General features: G+C 61.9%; 16 protein-coding genes, 1 tRNA gene and 1 pseudogene. 13 read left to right on the plus strand and 5 right to left on the minus strand.

The window, feature by feature from the left end; all coding sequences use genetic code 11:
• Window positions 1-109: 109 nt before the first annotated feature.
• Window positions 110-1,393: a DUF885 domain-containing protein gene (locus HHL21_RS02695; protein WP_206085520.1), complete on the plus strand. Its 1,284-nt coding sequence runs from the start codon at window positions 110-112 to the stop codon at window positions 1,391-1,393.
• 62 nt (window positions 1,394-1,455) lie between these two features.
• Here the strand turns inward: HHL21_RS02695 and HHL21_RS02700 are convergent, their stop codons facing one another.
• Window positions 1,456-2,238, minus strand: coding sequence for a 3-hydroxybutyrate dehydrogenase (locus HHL21_RS02700; protein WP_206085522.1), 783 nt, complete (start codon window positions 2,236-2,238; stop codon window positions 1,456-1,458).
• A gap of 175 nt (window positions 2,239-2,413) precedes the next feature.
• On the opposite strand from HHL21_RS02700, the pseudogene HHL21_RS02705 reads away from it, so the two are divergent.
• The 6 genes and pseudogenes from HHL21_RS02705 to HHL21_RS02730 all read left to right on the plus strand — a co-directional run.
• Window positions 2,414-3,286 (plus strand): annotated as a pseudogene (locus HHL21_RS02705) (alpha/beta fold hydrolase); the annotation flags it as partial.
• 24 nt (window positions 3,287-3,310) lie between these two features.
• Window positions 3,311-3,661 carry a RidA family protein gene (locus HHL21_RS21525; RefSeq protein WP_169463921.1) on the plus strand — a complete coding sequence of 117 codons (351 nt, stop codon included), beginning with the start codon at window positions 3,311-3,313 and terminating at the stop codon, window positions 3,659-3,661.
• 6 nt (window positions 3,662-3,667) lie between these two features.
• On the plus strand, window positions 3,668-5,908 hold the full coding sequence (locus HHL21_RS02715; protein ID WP_169463688.1) for a RelA/SpoT family protein: 2,241 nt from the start codon (window positions 3,668-3,670) through the stop codon (window positions 5,906-5,908).
• A gap of 3 nt (window positions 5,909-5,911) precedes the next feature.
• Window positions 5,912-6,715 (plus strand): MlaE family ABC transporter permease, encoded by an 804-nt coding sequence (locus HHL21_RS02720; protein ID WP_169463689.1) that lies wholly within the window; start codon window positions 5,912-5,914, stop codon window positions 6,713-6,715.
• Window positions 6,716-6,725: 10 nt separating this feature from the next.
• Window positions 6,726-7,679: an MlaD family protein gene (locus HHL21_RS02725; protein ID WP_169463690.1), complete on the plus strand. Its 954-nt coding sequence runs from the start codon at window positions 6,726-6,728 to the stop codon at window positions 7,677-7,679.
• Window positions 7,676-8,329: a hypothetical protein gene (locus tag HHL21_RS02730; RefSeq protein ID WP_229495888.1), complete on the plus strand. Its 654-nt coding sequence runs from the start codon at window positions 7,676-7,678 to the stop codon at window positions 8,327-8,329. Before HHL21_RS02725 ends, HHL21_RS02730 begins: the two co-directional genes overlap by 4 nt.
• 22 nt (window positions 8,330-8,351) lie before the next feature.
• Here HHL21_RS02730 and HHL21_RS02735 read toward each other — a convergent pair whose 3' ends face one another.
• From HHL21_RS02735 to HHL21_RS02750, 4 genes are all read right to left on the minus strand, one after another.
• Window positions 8,352-8,897, minus strand: coding sequence for an SRPBCC family protein (locus HHL21_RS02735; protein WP_169463692.1), 546 nt, complete (start codon window positions 8,895-8,897; stop codon window positions 8,352-8,354).
• Window positions 8,898-8,988: 91 nt separating this feature from the next.
• On the minus strand, window positions 8,989-9,327 hold the full coding sequence (fdx, locus tag HHL21_RS02740) for an ISC system 2Fe-2S type ferredoxin (protein ID WP_169463693.1): 339 nt from the start codon (window positions 9,325-9,327) through the stop codon (window positions 8,989-8,991).
• Window positions 9,328-9,338: 11 nt separating this feature from the next.
• Window positions 9,339-10,253, minus strand: a complete 915-nt coding sequence (locus HHL21_RS02745) for an NAD(P)/FAD-dependent oxidoreductase (RefSeq protein ID WP_169463694.1) — start codon at window positions 10,251-10,253, stop codon at window positions 9,339-9,341.
• A 78-nt stretch (window positions 10,254-10,331) separates the two neighbouring features.
• Window positions 10,332-11,246, minus strand: a complete 915-nt coding sequence (locus HHL21_RS02750) for a cation diffusion facilitator family transporter (RefSeq protein ID WP_169463695.1) — start codon at window positions 11,244-11,246, stop codon at window positions 10,332-10,334.
• 160 nt (window positions 11,247-11,406) lie between these two features.
• Here HHL21_RS02750 and HHL21_RS02755 point away from each other — a divergent pair.
• From HHL21_RS02755 to pheS, 6 genes are all read left to right on the plus strand, one after another.
• Window positions 11,407-11,483, plus strand: a tRNA-Val gene (locus HHL21_RS02755).
• 191 nt (window positions 11,484-11,674) lie between these two features.
• On the plus strand, window positions 11,675-13,582 hold the full coding sequence (gene thrS / locus HHL21_RS02760; RefSeq protein ID WP_169463696.1) for a threonine--tRNA ligase: 1,908 nt from the start codon (window positions 11,675-11,677) through the stop codon (window positions 13,580-13,582).
• Between the two features lie 30 nt (window positions 13,583-13,612).
• Window positions 13,613-14,158 carry a translation initiation factor IF-3 gene (gene infC, locus HHL21_RS02765; protein WP_370659660.1) on the plus strand — a complete coding sequence of 182 codons (546 nt, stop codon included), beginning with the start codon at window positions 13,613-13,615 and terminating at the stop codon, window positions 14,156-14,158.
• A gap of 194 nt (window positions 14,159-14,352) precedes the next feature.
• Window positions 14,353-14,550 carry a 50S ribosomal protein L35 gene (gene rpmI, locus HHL21_RS02770; protein ID WP_054262960.1) on the plus strand — a complete coding sequence of 66 codons (198 nt, stop codon included), beginning with the start codon at window positions 14,353-14,355 and terminating at the stop codon, window positions 14,548-14,550.
• A 21-nt stretch (window positions 14,551-14,571) separates the two neighbouring features.
• A complete protein-coding gene (gene rplT / locus HHL21_RS02775; RefSeq protein ID WP_106759958.1) occupies window positions 14,572-14,931 on the plus strand; it encodes a 50S ribosomal protein L20 in 360 nt (119 codons plus the stop codon).
• A gap of 119 nt (window positions 14,932-15,050) precedes the next feature.
• Window positions 15,051-16,067, plus strand: coding sequence for a phenylalanine--tRNA ligase subunit alpha (pheS, locus tag HHL21_RS02780; RefSeq protein ID WP_169463697.1), 1,017 nt, complete (start codon window positions 15,051-15,053; stop codon window positions 16,065-16,067).
• The last annotated feature ends 10 nt before the right edge of the window (window positions 16,068-16,077 follow it).

Here is a 16,077-nt window from a genome sequence, read left to right on the forward strand (position 1 = left end):
TGTCGCCATAATTAACCAGATGCCGACACCGAGCTATTGTGGATATCCGCAGGGATTGTCGGCATCCCGGCTATAATTTTTCCTGGGATAACCATTTATCGGGTGAAGAATGAAAAAGAAAATCGTTGGTGCTGTCGCGATGCTGTTCGCAAGCTCCGCATTTGCCGCTTCAGTGCAAGATGTCGCGGATCGGTACATGAACCTGGTGCTGGCGGTTGGCGTGCATGATTCGTCGTATGTCGATGCCTACTACGGACCGCCGGAGCTGCAAAAGCAGGCGACCGACAACAAGAAGACCCTGGCGACGATCCGCGATGAAGTCGATGGCGCTTTGAAGGACCTCGCTACGCAGAAAGCCGCCAACCCGGACGACGCCCTGCGCATCGAATTCCTCAACAAGCAGCTAAGCTCGATGCTGACGCGCATCGATATGCTGAACGGGAAGAAGTTCAGCTTCGACGACGAGACCGCGCGCCTGTACGATGCCGTGTCGCCGCATCACGACCGCGCGCATTACATGAAGCTGGTTGCCGAGATCGACAAACTCTTGCCAGGCAAAGGCACGGTGCCTGAGCGCCTCGCCGCCTTCCGGGCGAAGATGGTGATCCCGAAGGACAAGCTGAAGCCGGTGTTCGACGCATCGATCAAGGAATGCCGCGCGCGCAGCGCCAAGTACATCGACTTGCCGGCCAACGAAAACTTCGTGCTCGAGTTCGTGTCGAACAAGCCATGGAGCGGCTACAACTGGTACAAGGGCAACGCGCAGAGCCTTATCCAGATCAACACCGAATTCCCGATCTATATCGACCGCGCGGTTGACCTGGGCTGCCATGAAGGGTATCCGGGGCATCACGCGTACAACGCACTGCTGGAAAAGTCGCTGGTGAAGGACAAGGGCTGGAACGAGTTCAGCGTGTATCCGCTGTATTCGCCGATGTCCCTGATTGCCGAAGGCAGCGCGAACTACGGCATTGAGATGGCGTTCAGCGAAGCCGAGCGGCTGGCGTTCGAGCGCGATGTGCTGTTCCCGATGGCGGGACTGGATCCGAAGCTCGCGAAGAAGTATGCGGACCTGCGTAAGCTGCTCGGCAAGCTGAGCTATGCGGATAACGACGCGGCGATGAATTACCTGGACGGGAAGTGGACCAAAGAGCAGACCATTGACTGGCTGGTGAATGTGCAGCTGTATCCGCCGGAGAAGGCGAACCAGCGCGTGAGTTTCTACGACGGACTGCGCGGGTATGTGATCAATTACAACCTGGGTAAGGACCTGGTGGCGAAGTACGTGGAACGGCACGTGACGTCGATGGATCCGGCGAAGGCGAAGGCGCAGAAGTGGGCGGCGTTCAAGCAGTTGTTGTCGTCGCCGAGGTTGGCGAGCGGGATTCGGTAGTTCGTTATTGGCGACTCACGGCGGGTAAGGGAACCGCACCCGCCGTGAGCAGACGGGAACGCTTACTGCGCCACCCAACCGCCATCCATATTCCACGCCACACCGCGTACCTGTCCACCGGCCGGGCTACAGAAGAACACCGCCAGCGCACCCAACTCCTCCGGCGTTACAAACTCGCCCGACGGCTGCTTCTCGGCCAGCAGCGCCTTCTTGGCCGCATCATTGCTCAGTCCCTCGCGCGCGGCACGGTCATCCACCTGCTTCTGCACCAGCGGCGTCAGCACCCAGCCCGGGCAAATCGCATTACACGTCACACCGGTGTGCGCCGTCTCCAGCGCCGTCACCTTGGTAAAGCCAACCAGCCCATGCTTCGACGCGACATACGCCGACTTCTGCGCCGACCCAACCAGTCCGTGCACCGACGCGAGGTTGATAATGCGTCCCCAGTTCTTCTGCTTCATGCCCGGCAGCGCCAGGCGCGTCGTGTGGAAAGCCGAGGTCAGGTTGATCGCGATAATCGCGTCCCACTTCTCAATCGGAAAATCTTCAATGTTCGACACATGCTGAATCCCCGCATTGTTGACGAGGATATCGACGCCGCCGAACTTTTCATCGGCGAACTTCATCATCGCTTCGATCTCGGCCGGCTTGGACATGTCGGCATTGTGATAAGCGGTCTGCACGCCAAACTCCTGGCCGGCGTCACGGTACAGCTTTTCGATCTGCTGGGCGTCGCCGAAACCGTTGAATACGATGTTAGCGCCTTGCTGGGCCAAGGTGCGGGCAATGCCCAGGCCGATGCCGGAGGTGGAGCCGGTGACAAGTGCCGTTTTGCCACTTAACATGCTTGTATTCATTGTGTCCTCTGAGAGAATGGTTGGCTGGAGACGGATAGGCAGCGCGGTGCGCTACACATTGGTAGAATTCTAATCGCAACGCCGGGTAAAATGTGGGTTTTGCCAGACGTCAGGCCGTTAGACTGGATAACGGCGACGGATATCCGCCTTGATAGGAATCGGCATGGTTGAACCAAGAATAAAATCCGTCCAGTGCATTTCCCCGGCCGGCTTGCACGAGATGTCGTACAAGGAGTGGGGCGACGAGAACAATCCGAAGGTGCTGGTGTGCGTGCACGGCGTGACGCGCGTCGGCGACGACTTCGATAACCTGGCGCGCGCGCTGTGCGGCGACTACCGCGTGGTGTGCCCGGACGTCGTCGGACGCGGCCGCTCCGGCAAGCTGGCCAATCCGGAGCTGTACCGGGTGCCGCAATACGTCAGCGATATGGTGACGCTGATTGCGCGCGTGAGCGCGGTCCCCGGTACCAGCGTCGACTGGTTCGGCACTTCGATGGGCGGCCTGATCGGCATGGCGCTCGCTTCGCTGCCGCACAACCCGATCCGCAAGCTGGTGCTGAACGACATCGGCCCGTCGCTGGACACCACCGCGCTGCAGCGCATTGGCGACTACATCGGCCAGGTGCTGAAGTTCCCGGACTTCGACAAGGCGGCGACATTTGTCCGCGAAGTGTCGCTGTCGTTCGGCGAGCACACCGACGACGAGTGGCACAAGCTGGCCAGCGACGTGCTGCGCGAGGAGCAGGGCGGCCAGTGGGTGCGCCATTACGACATGGGGCTGGCGCAGCCGTTCAGGTCCAGCACGCCGGAGACGGCGAAGGCCGACGAGTGCATGCTGTGGGCAGCCTACGATGCGATCCGCTGCCCGACGCTGCTGGTGCGTGGCGCCCAGTCCGATCTGCTGTCGCACGCGACGGCTCAGGAAATGACGCGCCGCGGTCCGAAGGCCACGCTGGTCGAAATTCCGAACGTCGGCCATGCGCCGACCTTCCTGCATGAAGACCAGATCGCAATCGCAAGACAATTTTTAATCGGCCCGGCCGATATTCTGAAAGAGACTATGGAAATCACACGACTGCACGTAGGTAAACGCCTCTCCGAAGTGGCTGTATTTAACGACACCATCTACCTGGCCGGCCAGATCGCCGAAGACACCGGCGCCGACATCGTGGGCCAGACCCGCGAAGTGCTCAGCCACGTCGACCGCCTGCTGACCGAAGCGGGCAGCGACAAGACCTGCATCCTGATGTGCCAGATCTACATCTCCGACATGGCCAACTTCGCGGGCATGAACGAGGTGTGGGACGAGTGGGTCGCGCAGGGGCACACGCCGCCGCGCGCTACCGTTGAAGCGAAGCTCGCCAACCCGGCCTGCCTGGTCGAGATCGTGGTCACCGCGGGCAAGCGCTAAACCGTCATGGTAGCTATTGCGGCGCTTGGCAGCGCAACGACGCAGCTCGTCCAGGGTCTCGGCCCTGAGGACAGCGCGCGCGTGGAAGCGGCGCTGGCCTATGCGAGCGACGCTTACCAGGACAAGGCCTGCGTGTCCGGCCAGAACGCGCTCGAGTTTTCGATCGGCGTGGCCAGCACGCTGGCCTACCTGAACAGCGACGCGGAGACCCGCATCGCAGGGCTGCTGTTCGAATTGTCGATCCTCGATCCTGACGCCGCAGCCGGCCTGGAAGCACGCGTGGGCAAGGATGCCACCGACCTCGTGACCGGCGTGCACCAGCTGATCCGCCTGCGCGACATGACAATGGGGCAGAAGGAAACGGGCCGCGGCAAAGGCGCATCGCAACGCGCGGTTGCCCAGGTCGAAACGCTGCGCAAGATGCTGCTGGCGATGGCGAGCGACATGCGCGTGGTGCTGGTGCGGCTGGCCTCGTGCGTAACCACCTTGCGCTACTTCGCCGACGTCAAGCTGTTCAACGACATGACCCACGCATACGGGCGCGAGACGCTCGACCTGTACGCGCCGCTGGCCAACCGCCTCGGCATCTGGCAGCTGAAGTGGGAGCTGGAAGACCTGTCGTTCCGCTTCATCGAACCCGATACCTACAAGCGCATTGCCAAGATGCTGGAAGAGAAGCGCATGATGCGCGAGGGCTTCGTGCAAACGGCCATCGTGCGCTTGCAGGACGAGATGGGCGCAGCCGGCATCAAGGCCGAGGTATTTGGCCGGCCGAAGCACATCTACAGCATCTACAACAAGATGCGCGGCAAGGACCTCGATTTCAGCGAGCTGTACGACGTGCGCGCCTTCCGGGTCATCGTCCCCGACATCAAAACCTGCTACACGGTGCTGGGTATCGTCCACAATATCTGGACGCCGATCCCGAGAGAATTCGACGACTACATTTCGCGGCCGAAGCCGAACGGCTACCAGTCGCTGCACACGGTCGTGATGGCCGAAGACGGCCGCCCGCTCGAAGTGCAGATCCGCACCCAGGAGATGCACAACTTCGCCGAGTACGGCATCGCCGCGCACTGGCGCTACAAGGAAGAGGGCGGGTCCAGCTTCAAGGGCCAGAAGTACGACGAGAAGATCGCATGGCTGCGCCAGCTGCTGGCGTGGAAGACCGACGTGGCCGACGCCGTCGTCGAGGAAGAAGAAATCCAGCGCGAATGGGTCGAGAAGCTCAAATCGGCCACGCTGGATGACCGCATCTTCGTGCTGACGCCGCAGGCGCGCGTGCTCGAACTGCCGGTCGGCGCCACCCCGATCGACTTCGCCTACCACTTGCACAGCGAAGTTGGACACCGCTGCCGCGGCGCGCGCGTCGACGGCATTATGGTGCCGTTGAATACGCCGCTGAAGAACGGCCAGACCTGCGAGATCATCACCGCCAAGGGCGCCCCGGGCAGCGCCGGGCCTTCGCGCGACTGGCTCAACCCCGAATACACCGTCAGCTCGCGGACGCGCACCAAGGTCCGTGCCTGGTTCAATGCGATCGACCAGCAGGAGACGCTGTCGCAGGGGCGCGCCCTGGTCGAAAAGACACTCCAGCGCGAAGGCAAGACCGCGGTCAACCTGGAGGCGCTGGCGCACAAGCTTGGCTTCAACAAGGTCGACGAGATGTTCATCTCGGTCGGCAAGGACGAATTCAGCCTGCGCCACGTCGAACACGCGCTGAATGACACAGAAGCCGCAACCGGGCCGGAAGACGCGGTCGTCCTCAACAAGAGCCGCGCATCGAGCGTCGAACAGGGCGCCAAGTCGGGCGTCCTGGTGGTCGGCACCGAAGGCCTGATGACGGTGCTGGCGAAGTGCTGCAAGCCGGCGCCGCCGGATGGCATCGTCGGCTTTGTCACGCGCGGCAAGGGCGTGTCGATCCACCGGGCCACCTGCAAGAACTTCACCGAGATGCGTTCCAAGGCGCCGGAACGGGTGATCCACACAGAATGGGGACGCACCGGGCAGGATACGGTCTATCCGGTCGACCTGTTCATCCTCGCCAGCGACAGGCAGGGACTGCTGCGCGACATCTCGGAGGTATTCTCGCGCGAGAAGATCAATGTGATCGGCTCGAACACGCAAAGCGCGAAAGGCCAGGCCCGCATGACGTTCACCGCCGAAATCGGCTCGACCGCGCAGCTGCAAAAGGCGCTCGCCGCAATCGGCGAGGTGAACGGCGTGCAGGAAGCGCGGCGCCAGTAGCCGATGCGCCCTACCTCCTTCCTTTATTCGCAGCCGCGCGACTGGGGCATGGTTGCGGTCCGCATCCTGCGCAGCTGGTGGTACATGATCCACCTTGGCGCCATCGCAATGGTGATGGCGCTGTCGCTCAGGACATACAGCCGGGCCAACCGCATCGTCGCATCGCGCTTCATCTATGCCAGCACCTGGCAGGTGTTGCCGTGGTTCACGGCGCTGGCGGCGCTGGTCAGCCTCGTCATCATCCGCATCGTCGTCGTCACGGCGCTCAGTTACGGCCTGTCGGCATACGCGCTGGAGATGGTGGTGCGGGTGCTGGTGCTGGAGCTGATTCCCTTGACCGCCGCGATGTTCGTCGCGCTGCGCGCGGGCCTGGCGTTCAATGTCGGCGATGCGCTGGCCGTCGCGGCGGCCGCATCGCCCGACACCTCAAGGCGAGCGCAGGAGCGGCTGCGCCAGGAGCTGGTGCCGCAGGTGATCGCCAACGCGTTCGCAGTGCTCAGCCTCGCGATGGTCAGCAGCGTCATCGTGCTGGTGCTCGCCTACGTTAACGTCTACGGGCTGTCGCCCTGGGGCGTGCAGGATTACACGCGCACCGTCGGCCGCATTTTCAATCCCGCCGTGACCATCGGTTTTATCTTTAAAACCGTGTCGTTCGGGCTGGCCGTCGCGGTGATTCCCACCGCGGCGATCCTGGAGATGCACCGCTACGGCCTGCGCTCGTCGTCGACCGTGCAGCCGGGCGCGGTGCGGCTGCTGTTCGTGCTGCTGCTGATCGAAGCGGCTTCGCTCGCCATTAAATACATATAAGAGGACTGACATGACAGAACCCGTAGCCCCCGCCGCTGCCGACGCGCCCGTGGAAGCGGTCGCCCACGTCGAGGCGAAGGCGGTGGCGCTGCTCCTGCTGATGGCGGCACTGAGCGTCGCCTTCCTGCTGTACGTGATGTACGCGCGCGGCGTGTTCGAAATCACGCAGCGGCTGGTGCTGATCTCGGACGACTCGGAAGGCGTCATTCCCGGCATGGACATGACCTTCGCGGGCTTCCCGATCGGCCGCGTGCAGCGGGTCGAACTGGCGCCCGACGGCAAGGCGCGTATCCTGGTGGACGTGCCGCGCGACGATGCTAAGTGGCTCAAGACCAGCAGCGTGTTTACGCTGGAGCGCAGCATGGTCGGCGAGACGCGCATCAAGGCCTTCACCGGCATGCTGGAAGATGCGCCGCTGCCGCCGGACGCCGTGCGCACGGTCCTGCGCGGCGACACCAGCGCCGAGATTCCGCGCGTGGTCGCCAGCGCCCGCGCGCTGCTTGAAAACCTCGATACGATGACGCGCAGCGATTCGGCGATCAACAACAGCCTCGCCAACCTCGAAGCCGCGACCGGCCGCTTCGCCGGCAAATACGGCCTGCTGGGCGGCGCGCTTGGCAGCGACGCCGAAGCGCAAAAGCTGATCGTCACGCTCGACCGCGTCAACGGCCTGCTGGCCAAGGCCGACCAGCGCGTGTTCGGCAAGAAGGGGCTGATGGACGACACCCAGGCTGCGGTCATCCAGATGAACGCCGTGCTGAAGGACGCCAGCAGCACGCTCAAGAAACTCGATGCGGTTCTGGCGGAAGCGCAGCAGGTCGGCGCCAACGCCAAGGTCGCCACCAAGGACCTGGGCGCCTTGCGCGCCGAGGTCGACGCCAGCCTGCGCAAGGTCACGCGCATGATCGATGAAATCAACCGCAAATGGCCATTTGCACGCGAGACGGAGCTGAAACTTCCATGAACAAGACCGCACTGACCGTACTTGTCGCATTTGCCGTGGCCGGATGCGCCAGCAAGCCGGCACCTCCGGCGTGGAAGTCGAACGCCTCCGACGCGTTGAAGGGCTACAGCGACGCCTGGCTGAAAGGGAATACCTCGATTGCCGAATCGGAGTTCGCACGGGCGCGCAGCGAGATTGCAAGCACCGGCCGCCCCGACCTGGTGGCGTTTGCCGAGTTGGTACGTTGCGCCAGCCGTGTCGCAAGCCTGGAGTACGACGAGTGCCCCGGCTTTGCCGCGCTTGCGTCGGATGCAACGGCGGGCGAGCGTGCGTATGCCGACTATTTGACGGGACGCTGGCAAGGGCTGGACGCTGCGCTTTTGCCGGAGCAGCACCAGGCAGTGGTTCGCGCCGTGCCGGGCGCCGCTACCGGCGTGCTGGCCGCGATACAAGATCCGCTGTCGCGCATGGTCGCGGCGGGCGCATTGATGCAGGCAGGGCGGATCGGGCCTGCGGATATCGTGCTGGCGACCGAGACGGCGTCAGGACAGGGCTGGCGGCGGCCGTTGCTGATGTGGCTGGGCGTTGCGCAAAAGCGCGCGCAGGCAGCGGGGGACGCGGCCGAAGTAAGCCGCATCCAGCGCCGCATAGACGTCGCCCTACCTCGATAAGCTTGGAACCGTAGGGCGGCTCTCAGTGCTGCGTCACCTCTCCGCGCCACGCCCCGGTTTCCCTGCCCCGGGCTTCGATCATCGCCTTGAATCGCTCCAGGTTGCGGCGCGCTTCCATGCGCACCGCCCCCAGCACATCACCGATGTTTTCAACCGCGCCATCGGGCGCATACTCCATCTGCAGCATGATTTTCGCGGTTGTTTCGTCGAGTTTATGGAAGGTGACGACCCCGCCATTCGACACGCCGCTTGTGCTGCTCCACGCAATGCGCTTGTCCGGGCTCTGTTCGGTGATCTCGGCGTCCCATTCCTTTTCCTTGCCAGCGACATCGGCTCGCCAATGCAAGTGGGTGTTGTCGACCTGGCGAACTTCGTGAACGCTGTCCATAAACAGTGGAAACTCTTCGAACTGCGTCCACTGGTTGTAGGCAGTGTTGACAGGAACATTGACCTCGATCGACTCTTCGACGGTCGAGCCACGTGGCGAGCCGGAGCCCTTTTTTATTTGCCTGGACAACAGGTATCCGCCGACAGCTAGTGCGGCGACTGTGACCACACGGGTTAGCATATTTTTTTCTCCTGTAGAAAGTCGGCGCCCGTTCATGCTCTCGCGCCGCCAATCAGTCAGACTTGGACAGCGCGCAATCGTTCAGATTTTTTTATCCGACTTCCTTGGCGAGGTTCAGCGAGTAGCGCGGGATCTCGACCACCAGGTCCACGTCCGCAACAATCGCCCGGCACGACAGCCGCGAATGCGGTTGCAGTCCCCACGCGCGGTCGAGCATGTCTTCTTCGTTGTCGTCGACTTCGTTGAGGGAGTCGAAGCCCGCCTGGACAATCACATGGCAGGTGGTGCAGGCGCCGACCTTGCCGCAGGCGTGTTCGATGTCCACGCCGTGGTCAAGCAGCGCGTCGCAGATGGTTGTCCCCGGCGCCGCGTTGATAGCGTTTCCGGCTGGCGCGTATTCGGGGTGCGGGAGCACGGTGAGCTTGGTCATCGCCGTAAATTTTACTCCCTGAAGCGGCGTGGCAAACGGTTGTGAATGCGCGTCGCCGCCACTGCGGCATGACCTGCCGCGACGCTGATCTGGTTCAGCCCGCGAACAACGTCGCCCACTGCGTACAGCCCCGGCACCGAGGTGGCCTGGAATTGGTCGACCACCAGCTTCGCGCAGTCGGTCGTTTCGGCGCCCAGCGCGGTCGCCAGGTCGGAGCGCGCGGTTTCGCCGAGCATCGGATACACGACGTCGAAGTAATGGTCCTCGCCGTCGGCAGTATGCAGCACCGGCTTCATGTCTTCGGTCAACGTGATACCCAGCAGTGGCGATTCGATCCGCCGGATGTTCGCTTCGTCCAGGCGCTGCTGGTCCTTGCCGATCGGGCAGGTGCTGGTGTCGCGCTCGAACAAGGTGATGTCGTTGGAGAAGGTGCGCAGGAACAGCGAATGTCCCACGCAGTTCTCTGGCGCGCCGATCACCGCGATGCGCTTGTCGAGCACGTCGAAGCCGTCGCATACCGGGCACAGCCTGACGGCACCGCTGGCAATGGCCTCATGCCAGTTCTCAATCGGCATCCCGGCGTCGGCAATCCCGGTCGAGAGCAGGACGGTGCGCGCATGGAACTGGCCGCCTTCAAATTCTGCGGTGAAATAATCAGCGACACGTGTGAGGCTGGTGACCTCGCCTTCGGTAACGTGGCCGCCGTAGCGCCCCAGCTGGCTGCGCAGGTTGTCGAGCAACTGGGTGCCCTGGATGCCGTCCGGGAAGCCGGGAAAGTTATGGGTGACGGGGATCAGTTGCAGGCGGCTGTTACCCTTGTCGACGACAACAATGTCGCGCCGGAAGCGGCGCAGGTAGATCGCGGCGGTCAGTCCGCCCGGTCCGCCGCCAATGATCAGGGTGTCGTAGATTTTCGACGGGCTCATGCCCCATTATCGGCAGCGCACGACAGGCTGGCAATCGGTGCCGTGGCCGCCATCCGGTAAGACCGGGCTTACACCGGATCAGCGCGTTTCGGGCTGCAGGGTGACGTGGTCGATGCCATGGCGCTCCAGCAGCATCGCCTTGACCGCTTCCAGCACGTGCGGCCATTCGGCAAGGTCGCGGATCTCCAAATGGCCGATCAGCGCCGGCTCGCCCGGCGACATGTCCCAGACGTGCAGGTCGTGCACCGACAGCACGCCGGGCACCGTGGCCAGGTCGGCGCCGACCTGGACGTAGTCGATGTGGCGCGGCACCGCTTCCATCAGGAAGTGGTAAGAATCACGCAGCACGCCGAAGGTCGACTTGAGGATCAGGATGGCCACCAGCATCGACAGCAGCGGGTCGATCTGCATCCACCCCGTCAGCGCGATGACGACACCGGCGATGATCGCCGCCACCGAGCCGAGCACGTCGCCCATCACATGCACCAGCGCGGCGCGCGTGTTGAGGCTTTGCTGGTCGCGCGACAGCACCCATGCCACCATCAGGTTGATCGCCAGGCCAACTGCGGCGACCATGATGACTATGCCGCCCTTGACCGGTTCCGGCGTGGTGAAGCGTCCCAGCGCTTCGACCACGATCCAGCCGACCACGGCCAGCATCGCCAGCGCATTGACGAAGGCCGCCAGCGCTTCGGCGCGCACGAAGCCGAACGAGTGGCGCGCCGACGGCGGGCGCCGTGCGATCAGCTGCGCCATCAACGCGAGCCCGAGCGCGGCGGCGTCGGTCACCATGTGCCCGGCGTCGGAAATCAGCGCCAGTGAGTTGGCCAGAAAGCCGGCGGCCACTTCGACCACGGCGAACACCAGTGTCAGGCCGAGCGCCCAGCCAAGGATGGCCTGGCTGCGGCCGGCGATGGAGTGGGCGTGCTTGGCGTCTCCCGCGCCGTGCGCGTGCAGGTGGGCGGAGGACTGGTCTGGCTGGGTCGATTGCATTTGTTATTTATAGAAGAGAGAGCAGGCGACAGTGTAGCCGGGTTGCGTGCGCGAGGGCAGTGGGGGAGAATTGTCTGAATCTAAAATTTTCAAAGAAATCAATGTGCCTGAAAAATAGCCCTTGTTTTTCACGAAACGGCTCTCTATAATGCTGGGCATCGGGCGGTTAGTTCAGCTGGTTAGAATACTTGGTCGACATCCAAGGGGTCGGGGATTCGAATTCCTCACCGCCCACCAGAATACATAGAGTAAGAGCGAGAAAGGCACCACGGTTATGACACCGCGAACTACAACCAGGTTGTGGGAGCGACGCTAGTCAGCGTGGGGATTTCTTTGGCTTGGAAAAAAGAAAAACGCGGCTAGTCCGCGTTTTTTTTTTCGTCCGCATTTTTGTTTATCATATTTCGTTCAAAGTTCAGGAGAGCAGCATGGTCGCAGTCCGACTCCCAGATGGTTCCCAGCGCCAGTTTGACGGCCCAGTCACCGTAGCAGACGTCGCCGCCAGCATCGGCGCCGGCCTGGCCAAGGCCGCGCTCGCCGGCAAGGTCGACGGCAAGGTGGTCGATACCTCGTTCCTGATCGAGCAGGATGCCGACCTCGCCATCATCACCGACAAGGATGCGGAAGGCCTGGACGTGATCCGCCACTCGGCCGCCCACCTGCTGGCCTACGCCGTCAAGGAATTGTTCCCGGACGCGCAGGTGACCATCGGCCCGGTGATTGAAAACGGTTTCTACTACGACTTCTCGTACAAGCGGCCGTTCACGCCGGAAGACCTGGCGGCGATGGAGAAGAAGATGCTCGAAATCGCCAGGCGCGACGAGAAAGTCACGCGCAGCGTCATGCCGCGCGACGAGGCGGTTGCTTACTTCAAGTCGATTGGCGAACACTACAAGGCTGAGATCATCGCCTCGATCCCGGCCAATGAAGACGTGTCGCTGTACGCCGAAGGCGGCTTCACCGACCTGTGCCGCGGCCCGCACGTGCCATCGACCGGCAAGATCAAAGTGTTCAAGCTGATGAAGCTGGCCGGCGCCTACTGGCGCGGCGATTCGAAGAACGAGATGCTGCAGCGGGTCTACGGCACCGCCTGGGCCAAGAAGGAAGACCAGGAGCTGTACCTGCACAACCTCGAAGAAGCGGAAAAGCGCGACCACCGCAAGCTGGGCAAGCAGCTCGACTTCTTCCACTTCCAGGACGAAGCGCCGGGCCTGATCTTCTGGCATCCGAAGGGCTGGACCATCTGGCAGCAGGTTGAGCAGTACATGCGCAACAAGTACCAGGTCAATGGCTACAACGAAGTCAAGGCGCCGCAGATTCTCGACGTCACCTTGTGGCAGAAGACCGGCCACTGGGACAACTACCGCGAGAACATGTTCACGACCGAGTCGGAGAACCGTTCGTACGCGCTCAAGCCGATGAACTGCCCGGGCCACGTGCAGATCTACAACGCCGGCATGAAGAGCTACCGCGACCTGCCGCTGCGCTACGGCGAGTTCGGCCAGTGCCACCGCAACGAATCGTCGGGCGCGCTGCATGGCATCATGCGGGTGCGCGGCTTCACCCAGGACGACGGCCACATTTTCTGCACCGAAGAGCAGATCGAAGCCGAGGTAACGGCTTTCCATGCCCAGGCGATGGAAGTGTACGGCGACTTCGGCTTCAGCAGCATCGACGTCAAGCTGGCGCTGCGTCCTGAGAACCGGATCGGCTCGGACGAGGTGTGGGATGCCGCCGAAGAGGCGCTGCGTTCGGCGCTGCGCGCCTGCGGCGTCGAGTGGACCGAGCTGCCGGGCGAGGGCGCATTCTACGGACCGAAGATCGAATACCACCTGAAGGATAGCCTGAGCCGTCCTTGGCAGGTCGGCACGATGCAGGTCGATTTCTCGATGCCGGGCCGCCTCGGCGCCGAGTATGTCGCCGAAGACAATAGCCGCAAGGTGCCGGTCATGTTGCACCGCGCGATCGTCGGTTCGATGGAGCGTTTCATTGGCATCCTGATCGAGAACTACGCCGGCGCGCTGCCGATGTGGCTGGCCCCGGTGCAGGTCGCGGTACTGAACATTTCCGACGCGCAAGCAGAGTACGCAAGCGAACTGGCGGCGCGTTTGCGCAAATCGGGATTCCGCGTTCACGCTGATTTGCGCAACGAGAAGATAACCTATAAAATACGCGAGCATTCCGTCCAAAAACTGCCGTATATCCTCGTGATCGGCGATAAAGAGCGGGATGCCAACACTGTAGCTGTGCGAGCACGCGGCAATGTCGATTTGGGCGTCATGTCCATCGATGCGCTGGTCGAGCGCCTCAAGCAAGATGTAGAAGCCAGGGCTTGAGGTGAATATTCCGCACGGCACTCCAATTCGATATTAAAAGGAAACAACATAGCTACTGACAAGTCGTCGCATCGCATCAATGGCGAAATCACAGCCCCCGAAATGCGTCTCTCCGGGGTTGAAAACGAGCCGCTTGGCATTGTGAGCCTGGCTGAGGCTTTTCGCCTGGCCGAAGAAGCGAACGTAGACCTGGTGGAAATTGCGCCAACCGCGCAACCGCCGGTGTGCCGTCTGATGGACTACGGCAAGTTCAAGTATTCGGAGCAGAAGAAGGCCCACGAAGCTAAATTGAAGCAGAAGATCATCGTCCTGAAGGAAGTCAAATTCCGTCCGGGCACCGATGATGGTGACTACAATATCAAGCTGCGTAACCTGGTCAAGTTCCTCGACGAGGGCGACAAAACCAAGATCACGCTGCGTTTCCGCGGCCGTGAGATGGCTCACCAGGATATCGGCTTCCGCATGCTGGAGCGCCTGAAAGCCGACCTCGAGCCGTATGGCCAGGTCGAGCAGTTCCCGAAGATGGAAGGCCGCCAGATGATCATGATCCTGTCGCCGAAAAAGAAAAAAGTGTAAGCGGTTTTGCACTGATGCCAGGGGCGGATGGGATTTTCCCATCCGCCCCTTGTTATTTCTGGGTGGATTCGTGTTAAAATCTGCGGTTCCGCACTCTCGGGTACGGAAACTACTGTGAAAGCAGGCATCTAAGCGCAGCGCAGTGCTGCCACCTGCAATCCTGACAATGGAGCTGTCCTCAGGACAGAACTACAATGCCAAAAATGAAGACCAAAAGCTCCGCGAAGAAGCGTTTTCGCGTGCGTCCAGGTGGTACCGTTAAATCGGGTCACGCTTTCAAACGTCACATCCTGACCAAGAAAACCACCAAGAGCAAGCGCCAGTTGCGCGGAATCACGAACGTCGACGCAGCGGATGTCAAGTCCGTTATGCGTATGATGCCGTCGGCTTAATCTCACAACTAAGGAGTTACTATGCCTAGAGTAAAACGTGGGGTTACAGCTCGTGCCCGTCATAAGAAAATTCTTGTACAAGCTAAAGGCTACCGTGGTCGCCGCAGCAAGGTATACCGTGTTGCCAAGCAAGCAGTCATGCGCGCTGGCCAATACGCATACCGCGATCGCCGCAACAAGAAGCGCGTCTTCCGCCGCCTGTGGATCGCCCGTATCAACGCCGCTTCCCGTGAGCATGGCGTAACGTACAGCGTATTCATGAACGGCCTGAAGAAGGCAGCTATCGAACTGGACCGTAAAGTCCTGGCCGATATGGCAGTGATGGACAAGCCAGCGTTCGCTGCGATTGTCGCCGCTGTTAAAGCAAAGATCGCTGCGTAAGCGACGGTTGATGCATGCAGGTTAGCGCCGCCGTCAAAAGCGGCGCGAAAAGAGCGGGGCAGAGGTGCAAACCTGTGCCCCGTTTTTGATTGTGGAACGACTCAGGAAAACAAAAACGCATGAACTCCCTGGAAGAACTCGTCGTCACGGCGCAGGCTGACTTTATCGCCGCCCAAGACGCTGCCGCCCTTGAAAACGCCAAAGCCAAATACCTCGGCAAGACCGGCCAGGTCACCGAGCTGATGAAGGGCCTCGGCAAGCTCGAACCGGAACAGAAGAAAGCCCAGGGCGCGTTGATCAACGCGGCCAAGGTGCAGATCGAGAACGCGCTGACCGGGCGCCGTGACGCCCTCGCCAACGCCCAGCTGGAAGCGCGCCTGAATGCCGAAGCGATCGACATCACCTTGCCGGGCCGCGGCCGCTCGAAGGGCGGCATCCACCCGGTGATGCGCAGCTGGGAGCGCATCGAGGAGATCTTCCGCTCGATCGGTTTCGACGTGGCCGACGGCCCCGAAATCGAGAACGACTGGACCAATTTCACCGCACTGAACAGCCCGGAAAACCATCCGGCCCGTTCGATGCAGGACACCTTCTACGTGGAAGGCAATGACAGCACCGGCAAGCCGCTGCTGCTGCGCACCCACACCAGCCCGATGCAGGTGCGCTACGCGCGCACGCATACGCCGCCGATCAAGGTGATCGCGCCGGGCCGCACCTACCGCGTCGACAGCGACGCCACCCACTCGCCGATGTTCCACCAGGTTGAGGGCCTGTGGATCGCCGAGGACATCAGCTTCGCCGACCTGAAGGGCGTGTACCTGAACTTCGTCAAGGCCTTCTTCGAGACCGACGACCTGCAGGTGCGCTTCCGCCCGTCTTACTTCCCGTTCACCGAACCGTCGGCCGAGATCGACATCGCCTTCGGCAGCGGTCCGCTGAAAGGCCGCTGGCTGGAAGTGTCGGGCGCCGGCCAGGTCCACCCGACCGTGGTGAAGAACTTCGGCCTCGATCCGGAAAAGTTCATCGGCTTCGCGTTCGGCTCCGGCATCGAGCGCTTGACGATGCTGCGTTACGGGATCAACGACCTGCGCCTGTTCTACGAAGGCGACCTGCGTTTCCTGAAACAGTTCAACTAATAATAATTTT

This window comes from Massilia polaris, assembly GCF_012927275.1.
GTDB classification, from domain to species: Bacteria; Pseudomonadota; Gammaproteobacteria; order Burkholderiales; family Burkholderiaceae_D; genus Telluria_A; species Telluria_A polaris.

What these genes read in the sequence shown, in the direction of transcription:
- rpmI (WP_054262960.1), top strand. Translation starts at nt 14,353, where the DNA reads ATGCCAAAAATGAAGACCAAAAGCTCCGCGAAGAAGCGTTTTCGCGTG.
- pheS (WP_169463697.1), top strand. Translation starts at nt 15,051, where the DNA reads ATGAACTCCCTGGAAGAACTCGTCGTCACGGCGCAGGCTGACTTTATC.
- HHL21_RS02700 (WP_206085522.1), bottom strand. Translation starts at nt 2,238, where the DNA reads ATGTTAAGTGGCAAAACGGCACTTGTCACCGGCTCCACCTCCGGCATC.
- HHL21_RS02720 (WP_169463689.1), top strand. Translation starts at nt 5,912, where the DNA reads ATGCGCCCTACCTCCTTCCTTTATTCGCAGCCGCGCGACTGGGGCATG.
- HHL21_RS02695 (WP_206085520.1), top strand. Translation starts at nt 110, where the DNA reads ATGAAAAAGAAAATCGTTGGTGCTGTCGCGATGCTGTTCGCAAGCTCC.
- HHL21_RS02730 (WP_229495888.1), top strand. Translation starts at nt 7,676, where the DNA reads ATGAACAAGACCGCACTGACCGTACTTGTCGCATTTGCCGTGGCCGGA.
- HHL21_RS02735 (WP_169463692.1), bottom strand. Translation starts at nt 8,897, where the DNA reads ATGCTAACCCGTGTGGTCACAGTCGCCGCACTAGCTGTCGGCGGATAC.
- HHL21_RS02750 (WP_169463695.1), bottom strand. Translation starts at nt 11,246, where the DNA reads ATGCAATCGACCCAGCCAGACCAGTCCTCCGCCCACCTGCACGCGCAC.
- thrS (WP_169463696.1), top strand. Translation starts at nt 11,675, where the DNA reads ATGGTCGCAGTCCGACTCCCAGATGGTTCCCAGCGCCAGTTTGACGGC.
- fdx (WP_169463693.1), bottom strand. Translation starts at nt 9,327, where the DNA reads ATGACCAAGCTCACCGTGCTCCCGCACCCCGAATACGCGCCAGCCGGA.
- HHL21_RS02725 (WP_169463690.1), top strand. Translation starts at nt 6,726, where the DNA reads ATGACAGAACCCGTAGCCCCCGCCGCTGCCGACGCGCCCGTGGAAGCG.
- HHL21_RS02715 (WP_169463688.1), top strand. Translation starts at nt 3,668, where the DNA reads ATGGTAGCTATTGCGGCGCTTGGCAGCGCAACGACGCAGCTCGTCCAG.
- rplT (WP_106759958.1), top strand. Translation starts at nt 14,572, where the DNA reads ATGCCTAGAGTAAAACGTGGGGTTACAGCTCGTGCCCGTCATAAGAAA.
- HHL21_RS02745 (WP_169463694.1), bottom strand. Translation starts at nt 10,253, where the DNA reads ATGAGCCCGTCGAAAATCTACGACACCCTGATCATTGGCGGCGGACCG.
- HHL21_RS21525 (WP_169463921.1), top strand. Translation starts at nt 3,311, where the DNA reads ATGGAAATCACACGACTGCACGTAGGTAAACGCCTCTCCGAAGTGGCT.